Raw genomic sequence first — 15,611 nt, 5'->3', positions numbered from 1 at the left:
GAGCCACTATATAAAACTGCATTTCTTTACAGCTTCTACAAACTCTAAAAGTGCAGATATGTTTAGATAGATGACTGATTCAACAAATAAAATATGGGGACCACACATGAACAAGCTGATTGGTTTAAGTGCTGCAGCCACCGCTGCGCTATTTTTGACCGCCTGTGCTTCAAACCCGACCTCTTCGCTGGCAATTCAGAAAGAAAATAATCAGTACGAAGTCACCGGTTTAGGTAAAAGCAATATCATCTCCAAAAACAATGCGATTAGTGCGGCCAACAAAACCTGTGGTAGCCGCGCTACACCGGTGGTGGTCGATGAACAGACCACTTATAACGGCGCTTTAAAAGGCGTGGTCGATGAACAGACCGGACAGATGATTCAGGCTGCCGCGACTGTGCTCGGCACCATCTCGGGTCGTAATGCCCAGCTGGCACAGGATGATGATTATCAGACCGTACTCACCTTCCGCTGTCAGGCCAACTAATCTGAACGTAATCAAAAGATGCAATAAAAAATGGATCAGGTCCTTTGGAGCTGATCCATTTTTTCATTTTGATGCGGGTAGCTGCCTCAGCAACAACACGACATAGTAAAGTCTAGCAATAACCATCTAAACGGGTTAATGGCAGTTTTTGCCCGATGGCTTTTTCAATTTCTGGCAAATAGAAGGCATCATCTTCGGCCAGGAAACTGATACTCACCCCACGCGTACCAGCACGACCGGTACGACCAATACGGTGTACATAGTCATCTGACTGTTCTGGCAAGGTAAAGTTCACCACATGCGATACACCATCGACGTGAATGCCGCGTCCGGCAACATCGGTGGCAATCATGATGTTGTGCTTGCCATTTTTAAACTGGTCCAGCATTTTCAGGCGTTTATCCTGGGCAATTTCACCAGATAGCATCACCACTTTATAGCCATCACGTTTCAGATGGTCATACAGACGGCGCACCTGATCGCGGCGGTTGGCAAAGATCATGACTTTTTCAATCGGCTCGTCGCGCAAAATATCTTGCAGCAGTTTATATTTGTCTGAATTCGACACCATATATACGCGCTGCTCGACATCGGCATTGGTTTTCTTTTCCGGTTCAATTTCGACAGTCACCGGTTCAAATAACCATTGCTGGGCCAGATTCAGCACATCATAGCTAAAAGTGGCTGAGAACATTAAAGTCTGGCGCTGCTCTTTACGCGGTGAAAAACGCACAATCCGTTTTACCGATGGAATAAAGCCCATATCCAGTAAACGGTCGGCTTCATCAATCACCAGAAATTCCAGCTGATCCAGCCAGACTTCTTTTTGCTCGACAAAGTCAATCAGACGACCCGGGGTCGCGACCATAATGTCGACAAAGTTTTTATCCAGCTGCGCTTTTTGCTTGTCAAAATCGACACCGCCCAACAAGGTCACTACATGTAGGTCGGTAAACTTCACCAGCTCTTTGGCATCGCTTTCAATCTGTAAGGCCAGTTCACGGGTCGGTGCCAGAATCAGGGCACGCGGCTCACCACGGAAACGCTGCTCTTTCACCGGATTATTCAATAAGTCATTGATGACGCTAATGAGGAAGGCAGCGGTTTTGCCGGTACCGGTCTGGGCGCGACCAATGGCATCATGTCCAGCCAAAGTAAATTTTAAAACCTTTTGCTGAATGGGCGTCATTTCCTTAAAACCTAAGGCCGCAATAGCTTGTCTCAGTTTCGGATGTAAATTTAAGGTTTCAAAACCAGATGACATAAAAATGTGCTCTAACTTATTAATCACAAAAACGTATCATATTATAAACAAAAAACGCCCCAATAGATGGAGCGTTTTTCAGATTAATCCAACGATTAGTCTAAAGGTTGTACTTCTTCCGCTTGGAAGCCTTTTTGACCTTTAACTACGCTGAACTCAACACGTTGACCGTCACGAAGTGAACGGTGGCCTTCGCCTTGAATCGCACGGAAGTGAACGAATACATCGTCGCCGCCGTTACGTTGAATAAAGCCAAAACCTTTAGTGTCGTTGAACCATTTAACTACGCCTTGTTCACGAGCTGTCATAAGTTAATCCTCATTGATTAAAAAGAAGGACCACCCGGTGTTGCAAACAGCAGAGTAAACAAAGTTTAAAAATATTTTTATTTCTAAGCTTGTAATCATTCTGTATAACTATTAACAAAATCCCGGTTACATCCAATTTGTAATAGGGCGACAAACAACAACTGCCTATCTCAAATCCTAAATACGCATCGAGCTTAACACGGGTTTATGACAAATAATAGATTTTTTTTGATTTATCTTATTCAGAATTCATGCTTTTTTCGACAGAGTTAATTCAAGATTTTTCAATGTTATATTTTGATAAAAACCGCAAATAAACTTTAGATTTGGCACCAAATTTGCTAATATTTTGAGTCCTTTTTTAAAGACCCGATTGAAGCAGATTATGGACAACTCTGTCGATGAAATGATCATCATTGATGCGATGGGACAACCCTGCCCCATGCCCTTACTGATGCTAAAACGCGCTTTAAAAAAAACCGGCGCCGGACACTTTCTGCTCAAGTCCTCTGACCCGCATAGTCAGCAAGATGTCAGCCGCTATTGTCAGATTCACCAGTACGGCTGTGAATTGACACAAATTTCTGCCAACGAGTTTCATTACTTTATTGAAATTAAATAATTTTCAATTAAAGTAAACAGCATGCATTGGCATAAAACTTTACATTTCTCTACCTTTTTTCCTTAATTTGCAAGGATATTGGTATTAAGATGAAATTTACAGGTAATACGACCCACCGATCCTATAAGGAGAACTCATGAGTGACAGCCGCAATCAGTTGATGCCCCTGTCATTATCTGCGCCAGGCGTAAATCTCGGTGCTTATATTAGTACCGTCAATCAAATTCCTATTTTAACGGCTGAACAAGAAAAAGAGTTAGCTGAACGTTATTATTACGATCAAGATTTAGATGCAGCAAAAATGCTGGTCATGTCGCATTTGCGATTTGTAGTCCATATTGCGCGTAGTTATGCAGGTTATGGTTTGCCACAAGGCGACCTGATTCAGGAAGGCAACCTCGGTCTAATGAAGGCCGTGAAACGCTTCGACCCGAATATGGGCGTGCGTCTGGTGTCATTTGCCGTGCACTGGATTAAAGCCGAGATTCACGAATACGTGATCCGTAACTGGCGTATTGTTAAAATTGCCACCACCAAGGCACAGCGTAAACTGTTCTTTAATTTACGCAGCCTGAAAAAATCCAGCAAAAAACTGACGCTGGAAGAAGCCAAATCGATTGCCAACGACCTGAATGTCACTCCGGAACAGGTCCTGGAAATGGAAGGCCGTCTGACCGCTTATGACGCGGCTTTCGAAGCGCAAAATGATGATGAAAGTGAAAACACTACCCATGTTGCGCCGGCGCTTTATTTAGAAGATAACCGTTACGATCCGGCCCGTCTGGTCGAAGATGAAGATTATGAGGCACAAAGTACTTCTGCCCTGCATGAAGCCATGGAGCAGCTGGATGACCGTTCGCGTAATATCTTGCAGCGTCGCTGGTTAGATGATGATAAATCGACCCTGCATGAACTAGCAGCTGAATATAATGTTTCTGCGGAGCGTATTCGCCAGCTTGAAAAAAATGCCATGGAAAAAATTAAAGTGGCAATGTCATCTAACTAAGTGATGATTCCAGAGTGCTAAAGTTAAAAAAGGGCGATCTGCCCTTTTTTGCTGTCTGTGCTTGCTGAAACCGGGCGATGATCTTAAAGAAATACATTTTCTTCCCCCCTAAAATCAAAAAGCTGGATTCAATACCACATTTCAGGGTGAAAGTTTTTCACTTTCTCGTTGCCCGGAAAAATGTTAAGGTTGAGCGCAAATTTACTCAGGTCATTCTTGCTATGTGGATTGCAATTTCTGCCCTTAATTTAGCACTTGCGGTGATGTTAGGTGCATTTGGGGCACATGGCTTAAAAGCACGCGCAACAGAAGCTCAACTGGCGTGGTGGCAAACAGCGACTGATTATTTTTTCTATCATGCCCTCGGATTATTGGCACTGGCGATTCTGGCCAAAGTCATGACTCAATTTCCCATTAAAGCCAGCTTCCTGCTGATTCAGGTCGGGATTGTGTTTTTCTGTGGCTCATTGTATGTGATGGCGCTAGGTTTGCCGCGCGCTCTGGGGGCCATTACCCCAATTGGCGGTGCGCTAATGATTGCCGGCTGGCTGGTACTGGCCTGGAATGCCATGAAATATGCCCGATAATTCGGGAACGGAACAGCTAGGAAACTGCAGGTATGCACATTTATTTAAACGGCGAATTACAACAGACACAGTGCCATAATTTACTAGAACTGGTGCAACAACTGGGGTTGGAAGGCAAACGTTTTGCGGTAGAACAAAACGAGATGATTGTGCCGAAAAGCCGACTGGAAAGCACCCCTATTCATGATCAAGACCGCATTGAAATTATTCATGCCGTTGGCGGCGGCTAAGACGGAGCACGTATGGAAGACACCCTACTTAAAATCGGTTCACGCACTTTTAACTCGCGCTTGCTGGTGGGCACGGGAAAATATAAAGATCTGCAGGAAACAGATCTGGCCATTCAGGCCAGCGGTGCGGAAATTGTAACTGTTGCTATTCGTCGCGTGAATATTGGTCAGCATCCCGATCAGCCAAATTTGCTGTCTGTGATTCCACCAGAAAAATATACCATTTTGCCAAATACAGCCGGCTGTTTTGATGCCAACAGTGCAGTGCGTACCTGTATGCTGGCACGTGAACTGCTCGATGGTCATAATCTGGTAAAACTGGAAGTACTGGGCGATGAAAAAACCCTGTATCCAAACATCACCGAAACCTTAAAGGCAGCACGCACGCTTATTGATGATGGTTTCGAGATTATGGTCTATACCTCGGATGATCCGATTGTGGCGCAAGAACTGGAAAGCATGGGCTGTGTGGCAATTATGCCTTTGGGTAGCTTAATTGGTTCAGGACTGGGGATTTTAAACCCGCATACTATTTCTATTATTAAAGAAAATGCCAAAGTACCAGTACTGGTCGATGCGGGTGTCGGCACTGCCAGCGATGCAGCAATTGCCATGGAACTGGGCTGTGATGGCGTGTTAATGAATACTGCAATTGCAGCAGCGCAAAATCCGGTCCTGATGGCTTCGGCAATGCGCAAAGCAGTGGAAGCAGGTCGTGAAGCTTATCTGGCAGGTCGGATGCCGCGTAAAAGAATGGCCAATGCCAGCTCGCCAGAAACCGGTTATTTCTTTAAATAAACCCTTTTGCAGCTTCGCCGAGAGATAAATTAATCTTCTAGGTTTCACTTGATTTAAAAGCGAAACATGAAAAAAGGACTCTGCTTGAGTCCTTTTTTATTACGGTTTTTAGACCTGAATCAAGGAATCAAGCCTTCATCACGCATGGCAATCTGCACCGATTGACGCTCGGCCACTTTATTGCGTAGCGCAATAATATGGGTATATGGGGTTAAATCATGATGAATATGGTTCGACCAGTTGGTCAGTACGAATAAATAGGCATCGGCCGGGCCAAAGTTATCATCGACCAGATATTCATTGTCTGATTCACCAATAGTTTTATCAATATAACTTAACAGACGGTCAATTTCAGCATAGGCTTTATTTTTTTCATCATCGGTTAACTGGCCACCGAAGAATACCGCGTAGGCATCATGCAGTTCCGAGTTGAGATAACCTAACCATTCCAGCACTTTGGCACGGCCCATGCCTGATGGCGGAATTAAATCTTGTTTTGGATCGTGCTGGGCCAGAAACGGTAAAATTGCCACGTTTTCGGTCAGAATCAGACCTGGATTAATCTCAAGCGCCGGAACATAGCCTTTTGGATTAATTTCGTAATAATCATGACCTTTTTCGGTTTTATGGGTTTTCAGGTCGACACGTTCTAAATCAAAATCTACATTAATTTCATTTAAAATAATATGGGCCGCTAAAGAACATGCACCCGGTGAATAATAAAGCTTCATATCTGATCCTTGTTATATAACTACTAACTGTTTTAAATGGCTTCTAACAAACTTTCAAGTGATCGAACCTGTAAATTGCAAAAAAGCGTAAATGCGTAAAAAACATTTACCTTTTCAATATTGAGCAAGCGCGGCGCTTTTTCAAGTGGATTGCGGCTGCTTTTTTCACTTCATTTGTTTTACCATAGTCGCCTTTAAAGTTTCATGAAAAGCCGATTGTGATTAGTCTGAAAAAAGAAGAGTGGTTTTCCAATATCCGGACCGATGTGCTGGCCGGTCTGGTGGTGGGGCTGGCCCTGATTCCTGAATCCATTGCCTTTTCTGCAATTGCCGGTGTCGATCCACAAGTTGGCCTATATGCCTCCTTCTGTATTGCCGTGACCATTGCCTTTTTTGGTGGCCGCACGGCAATGATTTCGGCCGCGACAGGTGCCATGGCGCTACTGATGATTACCCTGGTCAAAGAGCACGGGCTGCAATATTTGCTGGCGGCAACGGTACTGACCGGAATCATTCAAGTGGTGGCCGGCTATTTTAAAGTGGCCAAGCTGATGCGCTTTGTGTCGCAATCGGTGGTCTATGGTTTTGTGAATGCGCTGGCGATTTTAATTTTTGTCGCGCAACTTCCAGAGCTGATGCAAATGGATCTGTGGGGCTATGTCTTTGTCGGCCTGGGGCTGGCGGTAGTTTATCTGTTTCCCTATCTGCCTAAAATTGGCAAGGCGGTGCCCTCACCGTTAATCTGCATTATTGTGCTGAGTCTGCTGGCGCTATTTTTGGGTGCCGATATGCGTACGGTGAGCGATCTGGGACAGTTTCCAGACACCTTACCGGTATTTTTAATTCCTGAAATTCCGCTGAATTTTGAAACGCTGGCGATTATTTTCCCTTATTCCATCACCCTTGCAACGGTGGGTTTACTGGAAACCATGATGACCACCACTATTGTGAATGAAGTGACAGAAACTGAAGGTGACCGTCATCAGGAATGTCGTGGTCAGGGCTATGCCAATATTGTCAGTGGTTTTATGGGCGGGATGGCCGGCTGTGCCATGATTGGCCAGTCGATTATTAACGTCAGCTCTGGTGCGCGTACCCGTCTTTCTACTTTGGTCGCCGGCGTTTTCCTGCTGTGTCTGGTGGTGTTCTTTAAAGACTGGCTGGCTTATATTCCAATGGCGGCGCTGGTGGCGATTATGATTATGGTGGCCTTTACCACCTTTAACTGGGATTCGGTGCGTAACTTTAGCAAGCATCCAAAGCAAAGTAATATTGTGATGCTGACCGTGGTGGCGATTGTACTGGCGACGCACAACCTGGCCTTGGGCGTTTTCGTTGGGGTATTGCTGTCGGCCTTATTCCTGGTGAATAAGCTGGAAAGTGAAGTCAAAGTTCAGTCTGAACGCGTACAGGATACACGCCGTTATCAGATTACCGGACAGATTTTCTTTAGCAGCTCGGACAAGTTTTTCCAGTTCTTTGACTTTAAGGAAAATCTGCAACAGGTAAAGATTGATCTGACTCACGCGCATATTTGGGATTTAACCTCAGTGAATATGCTGAATACCGTGGTGCAAAAATTTGAAGCTCGCGGGATTCAGGTCGAGCTGATTGGCTTGAATGAAGCCAGTGACACCCTGATTGATAAATTAAGTCCGAATTAAGCTTGAGTAAAACCACATAAAAAAACGCCTGATAATCAGGCGTTTTTTTATGGCAGATCAATACCCGCCTTATTTACGGCGACGTAACCAAGCCGCAGCACTCAGACCGAATAATCCCAATAATGACCATAGACCGGTACTCCCCCCATGGGTATCCGCTTTGGAGTCTTCCGATGGCTTTGGCTCTACCGGTGCATCTGCCAAATCCAGATCAATAATAATCGGGTCGTGGTCAGATGAACGGAAAGCATCCGGGCTATAAAAGGCCTGAATCTGCTCGGCAGTTTTATAGTCTTCGTTATAGGCCAGCGCCGTCGGTTCATCGGCATTAATGGCCCATGCAAAAGCACGTTTAACCCGTGGATACAATTGCGCATCGGCAATGGCATGGTCTAAATTACCGGCGCCGCCATAGCCTTGGGTATTACTGGCCACGCCAAACACATAACTATAAGCCTGTTTGCCCTGTCCGATTTTTTCATCATTAAACAGATTTTTATAGTTGGCCTTTTCCAGCGCCAAAATCGGATCTTCTTTGGCATAACTGTTTAAGTCGCCCAGAATCAGGACATTGGGCTGTGTTACTTGGGTTGGATTAGTCGCCAGCCATTGCATTAATTTCTGTACTGCGGTCACACGGGTGCTATTCCAGCAGCCTTGACCATCACCCTGATCTGCATCTAGGCCGGTATCAGGACAGCTACCTTTGGATTTTAGATGCTGAGGCACCACGGTAAAGCTTTCACCACCCGCCACAGGCTTAAAACTTTGCGCTATGGTGACACGGTTCAATTGTGTACCATCATCAAACACGGCAGCAGCATTCACCGGCGTCAGGCGTTTGCTGTTATAAATTATTGCTACGGCAATGGCATCGGTGCCCAAGCGATCTGCATTTGGCGGTGTCACATACTTCCAGTCTGGCCCCAGACTTTGGGTTAAATAGGCAATGGCGCTGTCTGGGCCATAACCATTGTTGGCAATTTCATTCAGGCCATAGACATCGGCATCAATGGCTTTTAAGGCACTGACAATTTTCTGATGCTGCTTGTCGAACTCTGCTTTGGTTTTTGCTCCGCGCTCGGTCGGGAAGCCTTGTGCCGCGCCATTGTCATAGTTCAGGACATTAAAGGCCGCAGCACGAATCTGGGCAGTATTTTTGGCGCTGACGCTGCTGCGCTCATTTTTGTCTGCCACGATATTCGGCAAGGTTCTGCCCTGAACAGGCTGAATACGCCACTGGTTAAAGCGATATTCCAAAATCCCTTCTACATTTTGCAGCTCATAGCCGACTCTTAAGGTATTTTGCGCATTAAAGTTCAGCGGCAACCACGGCGTCCGGTTCTGGTTGTTATAGCCATCATCCAGAATAATTTTGGATAGCAGGTTTTGCTTGGCCAGGCTGAGTGCTTCGTCGGATTTGGCAGGATACAGATTGGTCGGCATATATAAGCGCCCAAGGCTTAGGGCCAGCTCGCCATAACGGCCATAATTATAGTTTTCACTGACGGTCAGAGTTTGCGGCAGTTTAACCAGTGCACCCTGATAACGCTGCGGTGCGTGTTGCTGAATATCCGTCAGGCTTTCAAAGGGTAAATTTACTGTTTTTGGTGCCACCCAGCTTGCCGCTTGCGGATTACAGGTTTGAATCTCCTGAGTCAGCTGGTCCAGCTGCAGCTGGTTTTGATAGCTAGTGAGGCGGCCACGTAAAATCACCTCTTCTCCAACCTGCCCGCCTTTAATCTGGCTGCTGGCCGGAATATAAACAAAAATCGCATTATTCAGGTTTGGTTTGGCTTTGCTATCTGGCGTTTGCAGATAAAAACCGGAAAAACCATTGCTATAACGATAATCTGCGGTCATCACCCCACGCACGGTATAGATCTGGTTCTTGCTGGCACTGTGCAAATCGGCAATGGCAGTATCAGAACTGCTACAGCTAATCGTTTCCGTCACAGGCGGTGGCTGCTCTCCTTCTGGCAGCAAATACTGACTAAAAGCATTCCGGTCAGACCAGGCCGTCCATTCACTGTTCACATCAAAAGGTGCTGTTGGGTCAACTGAGCTAACACTATGCGTGGTTTTATTGCGGCTTAAACTGGTGCCCTCTGCCCAACTCGTAGTCTGTCCAAGCACACCAAAACGATCGACCGGTGTATTATGCTTATACAGCACAACCGCATCATTACCATTAAAATTCAGACTTGCGATTTTTTTGACCAGATCGCCCAGCACCAGCTCCAATTCACTTCGCCCGACCAGATATTCAGCTTTGGCCGGCAACACTCCCTCTAAAGACACCGTCAGTCCGGCTGTGGTCGAGCCATTGGAAAAAATCTTGATTTGATACTGAGATAAATCGGCCGCTGTCGTATCGGGGTTATAAATCTCCAGTCCCTTACGGTTCGACGTACCATCGACATATTGACTGAACATCAGCTCTGCATGTGCAGAAAAGCCACAACCCATGAGTGCCATGGCCCAGCATAAAGTATGTAATTTCATTGTTTTTTATCAGTTGTTAAAGCTTATTCAGGCTATTTTTTAGACATGACAGATGCATGAACATTTGATGAAACTATTTCTGCATTTTCATGACAGCTACCGTGAAAAAAATAGCGCAATGCATGAAAAAATTTGACTTCAACTGCTCAGGACTTAAAATACCGCATTTGAATTTTTTACGATTGCCAAAGTTATGTCGAATGATCAATTAGACCAGCAAGTCGTCGAGCTGGACAACTTAAACGAGCACCGTGAAATTGTGACGTTTATGCGTCGTTCCTCACCACTCAACACCTCTCAACGTACTGCGCTTGAACAATATGGTCACCTAATTTTGGAATATCCGGTTGGCGATTTACGTCAGCATTTTGAACATCCAGAACGTCCTTTAACGGTAGAAATCGGTTTTGGAATGGGCCGTTCACTGGTCTTAATGACGCAGGCCAATCCGGAGCGTAACTTTGTGGGTATTGAAGTGCATGTGCCGGGTATTGCCCAGTGCGTATATGAAGCAGGCACAGCCGGTTTAAGCAACCTGCGCGTACTGGATGCCGATGCAATTCAGGTGCTGCGTGAAATGCCAGACAACAGCATTAACACCGTGCAACTGTACTTCCCGGACCCATGGCAAAAGAAACGCCACTTCAAACGCCGCTTTGTGGTGGATGAGCGTATGGAACTGATTGAACAAAAACTGGAAATGGGCGGTACTTTCCATGCAGCAACTGACTGGGAACCGTATGCAGAATGGATGCTGGACGTGCTGGACAACCGTTCACGTTTAGAAAACCTGGCAGGCAAAGGCAACAGCTATCCACGTCCGGAATGGCGCCCGCAAACCAAATTTGAACGCCGTGGTATTGAAGCCGGTCACAAGATTAACGACTTTATCTTTAAGAAAATTTCTTAATCGCAAAGTTGAAAAAGCGCTGAAATCTCAGCGCTTTTTTTATACGTCCCTATTTTAAGATCAAAGATTTTAAAATAGATGATCTATTAGTCAAAAGATCGGATCGCCCACTCGATCAATCAGCATCAACCCGAAAATAACAACAATGGGTTATGACTGATGACGTTCTAAAATCTGCTGGCTGAATAGTTGATAAACCGCCTGTAAATCGGGTCGCTGTGCATCGGCCAATAACTGCTGATGCATCTGTAAAATATTCTGATCACCACGCATGGCCGGGCCGGTCTGCATGATTTTAGGGTCGGCCTGGGTGGCCTTCTGCGCCGTTTCCAGCATTAACGGATACAGCAGACTAAAATCGACCTGCTGGACATCAACAATTTGCCGGGCCATGTCATAACAATAATTACTGAAATTACAGGCAAACACCGCGGCCAGATGCAGGCTCAGACGCTGCTCGGAGCTATAGGCATAAACCCACTGACTGAGTTCATTGGCCAGCTGCAACAATACAGCCTGATCGTCTTCATGTGCCGCTTCAATAAATAAAGGGGTATGAGTCCAGTCAATCTCACGTTCCAGACTAAAGGTTTGTAGCGGATAAAATACTCCGGCACGTGCATGTACCTGCTGCAACAGCTGCATTGCAGTACTGCCGGAGGTATGGACCATCAGCACTTCAGGCAGATGAGGATGCACCTGCTCAATTACCGCGGCAATGGATTGATCACTCACCGCAATGATCACCAAGTCTAATGTTGCATCAAACTGTTCAGGGCTATGAATTGCACTGGCCTGTACCTGCTGTGCCAGCTGCGCTGCCTTATCCAAACTGCGGCTATAAATCTGTACTATCTGGTGCCGTGCACTCAATGCCCGTGCCAGATGATGTGCTACCCGCCCCGCGCCAATAATCCCGATTCGCATCTGTTTCATCTATATTTTGAACTGCCCACAGCATGCCAATAAAAAAAGGACGAATCAATTCGTCCTGATAGATTTGAGCCAGTTTTAGAACTTTCTTAAGGTCAGAATCTGTTCACTGCGTCCAAATGGCCCATGAACATCATGCAGAATGCCGCTGGTCAGACCAATACCATCTTCACCATATTGTTGTACCACTTCCAGTCCCAGCCACTGGCCTTGCGGCAAGCGGTGCAGATGAATTTGCAGATCCAAATTTGGAAAGCCCCAACCGGCATTCGGGTCCTGACGTGGCACCACGCCATTGGCAGTATCTACCATGCCCATCAGGCGGGTAAAATCCGATGTCGGCTGGCCGTCAATCATTTCAAGCTGATTACTGAGCCAGACAATGCCTTTGCCCGGACGATGGTCCAGATGGGCACGGGTCTGAATACTTTGAATATAGCCGCCTGGCCAGCAGCGCATGCCATCCCACTCGGGTAAATAGTCCGGACTTTCTGCCGGTAAATCTTCCAGACCGGCAATGCCTCGAGTGTCGGAAGTCAGCATTTTCCAGGCACGCGCCACAATACAGGTTTTGCCATTGGCACACATTTCCGCTTCAATCAGTTCAATGGTTTTGCCCGGGCGAATCATGCGGGTGGTAATCGAAAATTCACCAAAGGCAATCAAACCAAAAATATCCAGCCCGACCCGGCCAATGCGCATTTCTGCACGTGGCTGGAACTGCTCCAGCTCTGCACAGAGAATACCGGTGGCAGGTGCCATATGCTGCTCATGCGGATTCCACGCGCCCTGAGCATGAATATTCGATTCATAATAAGCTGTGCTGCTACCATCTGCATGCTGTTCACGTCTGATAAAACTGTAATATGCCGACATTATTTTCCCTACTTCCTTGCTCTTTGGTCTGTGTGCTACCTGCCTGTGTAGCCCCTGTTTCGTTTATTTTCGTGCAAAAAAACCATAATAATTCATGATTTGACAATAAACCCTGCAACTTTTAAATCCGACTTTTGTTAATACGTCTTTGGTCTGTTCAGCCGAAACCAGTTCAAAATCATCATCCAGATGTGCAATCATCTTTTCACTCTGCCTCACTGTTAAGCCCTGTTGCACCGCTACATGCTGCAGCACTTGCTGTTCAGCCAATGTTTCAGGCTGCATCAGGTCATAACTGAGGAACACACCACCCGGTTTTAAGCGCTGGCAGATGTCCTGAAAAAAATCGGCTTTGGCCGGCATGGGAATAAAATGCGCCACCAGAATGGCCAGTGCCGCATCAAAAGGCTGAGGGGACTCTAAACTCTGGGTATCGGCCTGAATAAACTGCACCCGCTCGGCACCTGCAATTGAGCGGATCGTATTTTGTGCCTGTTCCAGCATGGCACGGGAGGGATCAATGGCGGTAATCTGCCACTGTGGATGATGCGCCAATAAATAGGTCAGCTCATAGCCTGTCCCGCACCCGACCACCAGAATATGCGCAGTTTCCGGTAATTCTGCTGTTAGAATGGCATCAATCTGTTGATGTACCAGTTCATAGCCGGGAATCAGTTTACGGATGTGATCATCATAGCCGGCGACAATGACTTCACTGTGAAAGTTTTTGGCCATCTTTAACTCACTCTACCTCTGACTCTTGAATAGACTTGCGAAGATCATTCTTGTTGGAAAGTCATGACAGCTCGCGGAAAGCAAAGCAATTTTGCTCTGATTTGATTTTTCCCGAGATTCAATCACATGACCGGCGATATCCCTGTCGCCCTGTCATGTGATTAGATGCCTGCATGAATCAAGCAATTTCTTTTAGGTTTAACTCTTCACGCATAAATTCACGCAGCTTAAACTTCTGCGCCTTACCCGATGCCGTCATTGGAAACTCGCTAAAGAAACGCACATAACGTGGCACTTTGTTGTGTGAAATATGCTCGGCGCAGTACTGGCGAATGGTTTCTTCTGTGCAAGGGTCGTTTTCATGCAAGATAATGCAGGCGCAGAGTTCTTCGCCATATTTATGGTCAGGTACGCCAATCACCTGTACATCGCAAACCGCCGGATGGGTATAGAGGAAATCTTCAATTTCTTTCGGGAACAGGTTTTCACCGCCACGAATCACCACATCTTTAATCCGGCCTTTAATTTTGACAAAGCCTTCATCGTCCATTTCAGCGATATCACCGGTATGCATCCAGCGTGCAGCATCAATCACTTCTGCGGTTTTTTCCTGATCTTCCCAATAGCCGAGCATTACCGAATAACCGCGAACACAGAGTTCACCGAGCTGTCCACGTGGTACCACCTTGCCCTCTTCATCGACAATTTTGACTTCCAGATGTGGATGGACTCGGCCTACGGTACTGACGCGACGTTCCACCGAATCTTCCGTTGAACTTTGCGCACTTACCGGTGCTGTTTCAGTCATGCCATAGCAGATGGTAATTTCCGACATATGCATGCGGTCAATCACGCGCTGCATGATTTCCTGCGGACATGGACTGCCGGCCATAATACCGGTGCGCAAGCTTGACAGGTCAAACTCATCAAACTGTTCATGCTCTAAAATGGCAATGAACATGGTCGGTACGCCATAAGCAGCGGTACATTTTTCCTGCTGAATGGCTTTTAAAGTATCCAGCGGGTTAAATACGGCTGATGGATAAACCATGGTGGAACCATGAGTGATACAGGCCAAGTTCCCCATCACCATCCCGAAACAGTGGAATAACGGCACTGAAATACAGACCCGATCTGCCGGGCTGAGATGAATTGCTTCACCGACAAAATAGCCATTATTTAAAATGTTGTTATGGGTCAGCATGGTGCCTTTCGGATTCCCGGTGGTGCCCGATGTAAACTGAATATTAATAGTTTCATCAAACTGCAATTCACTAGAAATCTGCTGCAGTTTTTGCAGCATTTTTTTGCTTGGCGGGGTCAGTAAATCCTGAAAGCGGTGTAATCCGGCATGTTCCTGATCATCAATTTTAATAATATGTTTCAGATGCGGCAGGCGCTCGGCTTTCAGCACTTTGCTTGCTGCCTGGTTCAGCTCCGGGGCAATTTTGGTCAGAATCTCCTGATAATTGGTGGTCTTGAACTGCGAGGCAATCACCAGTCCCTTACACGACACTTTATTCAGTACATATTCCAGCTCATTGCTTTTATAGGCCGGGTTCAGGTTCACCAGAATAATGCCGGCTTTAAAGGCCGCAAACTGGGTAATGGTCCATTCCACGCAGTTCGGCGACCAGATTGCAAGACGGTCACCTTTTTGAAAGCCCAGTTTCAGTAAACTGCAGGCAAAGGCATTCACCTGCTCTTGCAACTGCCGGTAGCTCAAACGCACATTCTGATGCAGGCTGACCACCGCATCCTGTTCGGCGTATTGCGCGCAAGCCTGATCAAATTTTTCACCAATCGTTGTGCCCAGTAAAGGCTGGCTGCTCGTTCCGTAGGCGTAGCTTAACCGTACTTGTGTCATTGAATCGTTCTCCTTGATTCTTTGTAATTCTGATTTTCAACTCTACTAATTGTTTTTGAACCACGACTACCTGTCTGTCTTCCCTGCC

At 46.3% G+C, this 15,611-nt stretch carries 16 protein-coding genes; 8 read left to right on the top strand and 8 right to left on the bottom strand.

Annotated elements, in window-relative coordinates; translation table 11 throughout:
* The first annotated feature begins 106 nt into the window (after positions 1-106).
* Positions 107-487 carry a hypothetical protein gene (locus tag FTT68_RS01890; RefSeq protein ID WP_005177108.1) on the top strand — a complete coding sequence of 127 codons (381 nt, stop codon included), beginning with the start codon at positions 107-109 and terminating at the stop codon, positions 485-487.
* 112 nt (positions 488-599) lie between these two features.
* On the opposite strand, the gene rhlB is transcribed toward FTT68_RS01890, so the two are convergent.
* The gene (rhlB, locus tag FTT68_RS01885; protein WP_005177106.1) at positions 600-1,751 is read right to left on the bottom strand and encodes an ATP-dependent RNA helicase RhlB; all 1,152 of its coding nucleotides are present in this window, start codon (positions 1,749-1,751) and stop codon (positions 600-602) included.
* A gap of 95 nt (positions 1,752-1,846) precedes the next feature.
* Entirely contained in the window at positions 1,847-2,059 is a 213-nt protein-coding gene (locus FTT68_RS01880; RefSeq protein WP_005177104.1) for a cold-shock protein, read from the bottom strand.
* A 385-nt stretch (positions 2,060-2,444) separates the two neighbouring features.
* Between FTT68_RS01880 and FTT68_RS01875 the strand changes: the two genes are divergently transcribed.
* The 5 genes from FTT68_RS01875 to FTT68_RS01855 all read left to right on the top strand — a co-directional run bounded on the left by FTT68_RS01875 (position 2,445) and on the right by FTT68_RS01855 (position 5,302).
* Positions 2,445-2,681 carry a sulfurtransferase TusA family protein gene (locus FTT68_RS01875; RefSeq protein WP_016658363.1) on the top strand — a complete coding sequence of 79 codons (237 nt, stop codon included), beginning with the start codon at positions 2,445-2,447 and terminating at the stop codon, positions 2,679-2,681.
* A 136-nt stretch (positions 2,682-2,817) separates the two neighbouring features.
* The gene (gene rpoH / locus FTT68_RS01870; protein WP_005177101.1) at positions 2,818-3,687 is read left to right on the top strand and encodes an RNA polymerase sigma factor RpoH; all 870 of its coding nucleotides are present in this window, start codon (positions 2,818-2,820) and stop codon (positions 3,685-3,687) included.
* 221 nt (positions 3,688-3,908) lie between these two features.
* The gene (locus FTT68_RS01865; protein ID WP_180175144.1) at positions 3,909-4,274 is read left to right on the top strand and encodes a DUF423 domain-containing protein; all 366 of its coding nucleotides are present in this window, start codon (positions 3,909-3,911) and stop codon (positions 4,272-4,274) included.
* Positions 4,275-4,306: 32 nt separating this feature from the next.
* A complete protein-coding gene (gene thiS, locus FTT68_RS01860; protein WP_180175143.1) occupies positions 4,307-4,504 on the top strand; it encodes a sulfur carrier protein ThiS in 198 nt (65 codons plus the stop codon).
* Positions 4,505-4,516: 12 nt separating this feature from the next.
* Positions 4,517-5,302: a thiazole synthase gene (locus FTT68_RS01855; protein ID WP_005177093.1), complete on the top strand. Its 786-nt coding sequence runs from the start codon at positions 4,517-4,519 to the stop codon at positions 5,300-5,302.
* Positions 5,303-5,421: 119 nt separating this feature from the next.
* On the opposite strand, the gene FTT68_RS01850 is transcribed toward FTT68_RS01855, so the two are convergent.
* On the bottom strand, positions 5,422-6,033 hold the full coding sequence (locus tag FTT68_RS01850) for a glutathione binding-like protein (protein ID WP_005177091.1): 612 nt from the start codon (positions 6,031-6,033) through the stop codon (positions 5,422-5,424).
* 218 nt (positions 6,034-6,251) lie between these two features.
* Between FTT68_RS01850 and FTT68_RS01845 the strand changes: the two genes are divergently transcribed.
* Positions 6,252-7,697: a SulP family inorganic anion transporter gene (locus FTT68_RS01845; protein ID WP_005177090.1), complete on the top strand. Its 1,446-nt coding sequence runs from the start codon at positions 6,252-6,254 to the stop codon at positions 7,695-7,697.
* A 69-nt stretch (positions 7,698-7,766) separates the two neighbouring features.
* On the opposite strand, the gene FTT68_RS01840 is transcribed toward FTT68_RS01845, so the two are convergent.
* A complete protein-coding gene (locus FTT68_RS01840) occupies positions 7,767-10,175 on the bottom strand; it encodes an ExeM/NucH family extracellular endonuclease (RefSeq protein WP_180175154.1) in 2,409 nt (802 codons plus the stop codon).
* Between the two features lie 220 nt (positions 10,176-10,395).
* Here FTT68_RS01840 and trmB point away from each other — a divergent pair, with 220 nt between their 5' ends.
* Positions 10,396-11,112 carry a tRNA (guanosine(46)-N7)-methyltransferase TrmB gene (gene trmB, locus FTT68_RS01835; protein WP_180006824.1) on the top strand — a complete coding sequence of 239 codons (717 nt, stop codon included), beginning with the start codon at positions 10,396-10,398 and terminating at the stop codon, positions 11,110-11,112.
* Between the two features lie 150 nt (positions 11,113-11,262).
* Here the strand turns inward: trmB and FTT68_RS01830 are convergent, their stop codons facing one another.
* From FTT68_RS01830 to FTT68_RS01815, 4 genes are all read right to left on the bottom strand, one after another.
* Positions 11,263-12,039 carry a Rossmann-like and DUF2520 domain-containing protein gene (locus FTT68_RS01830; protein WP_168405297.1) on the bottom strand — a complete coding sequence of 259 codons (777 nt, stop codon included), beginning with the start codon at positions 12,037-12,039 and terminating at the stop codon, positions 11,263-11,265.
* An 84-nt stretch (positions 12,040-12,123) separates the two neighbouring features.
* Positions 12,124-12,921 carry a thioesterase family protein gene (locus FTT68_RS01825; RefSeq protein ID WP_168390819.1) on the bottom strand — a complete coding sequence of 266 codons (798 nt, stop codon included), beginning with the start codon at positions 12,919-12,921 and terminating at the stop codon, positions 12,124-12,126.
* A gap of 63 nt (positions 12,922-12,984) precedes the next feature.
* The gene (locus FTT68_RS01820) at positions 12,985-13,656 is read right to left on the bottom strand and encodes a class I SAM-dependent methyltransferase (protein ID WP_104489702.1); all 672 of its coding nucleotides are present in this window, start codon (positions 13,654-13,656) and stop codon (positions 12,985-12,987) included.
* Positions 13,657-13,834: 178 nt separating this feature from the next.
* On the bottom strand, positions 13,835-15,523 hold the full coding sequence (locus FTT68_RS01815; protein WP_104488771.1) for an AMP-binding protein: 1,689 nt from the start codon (positions 15,521-15,523) through the stop codon (positions 13,835-13,837).
* Positions 15,524-15,611 lie beyond the last annotated feature (88 nt).

This window comes from Acinetobacter sp. Q85-2, assembly GCF_013420555.1.
Taxonomy (GTDB): Bacteria; Pseudomonadota; Gammaproteobacteria; order Pseudomonadales; family Moraxellaceae; genus Acinetobacter; species Acinetobacter indicus.
The sequence above is the reverse complement of the archived record's forward strand: the minus strand, read 5'-3'. Positions and strand labels throughout refer to the sequence as shown.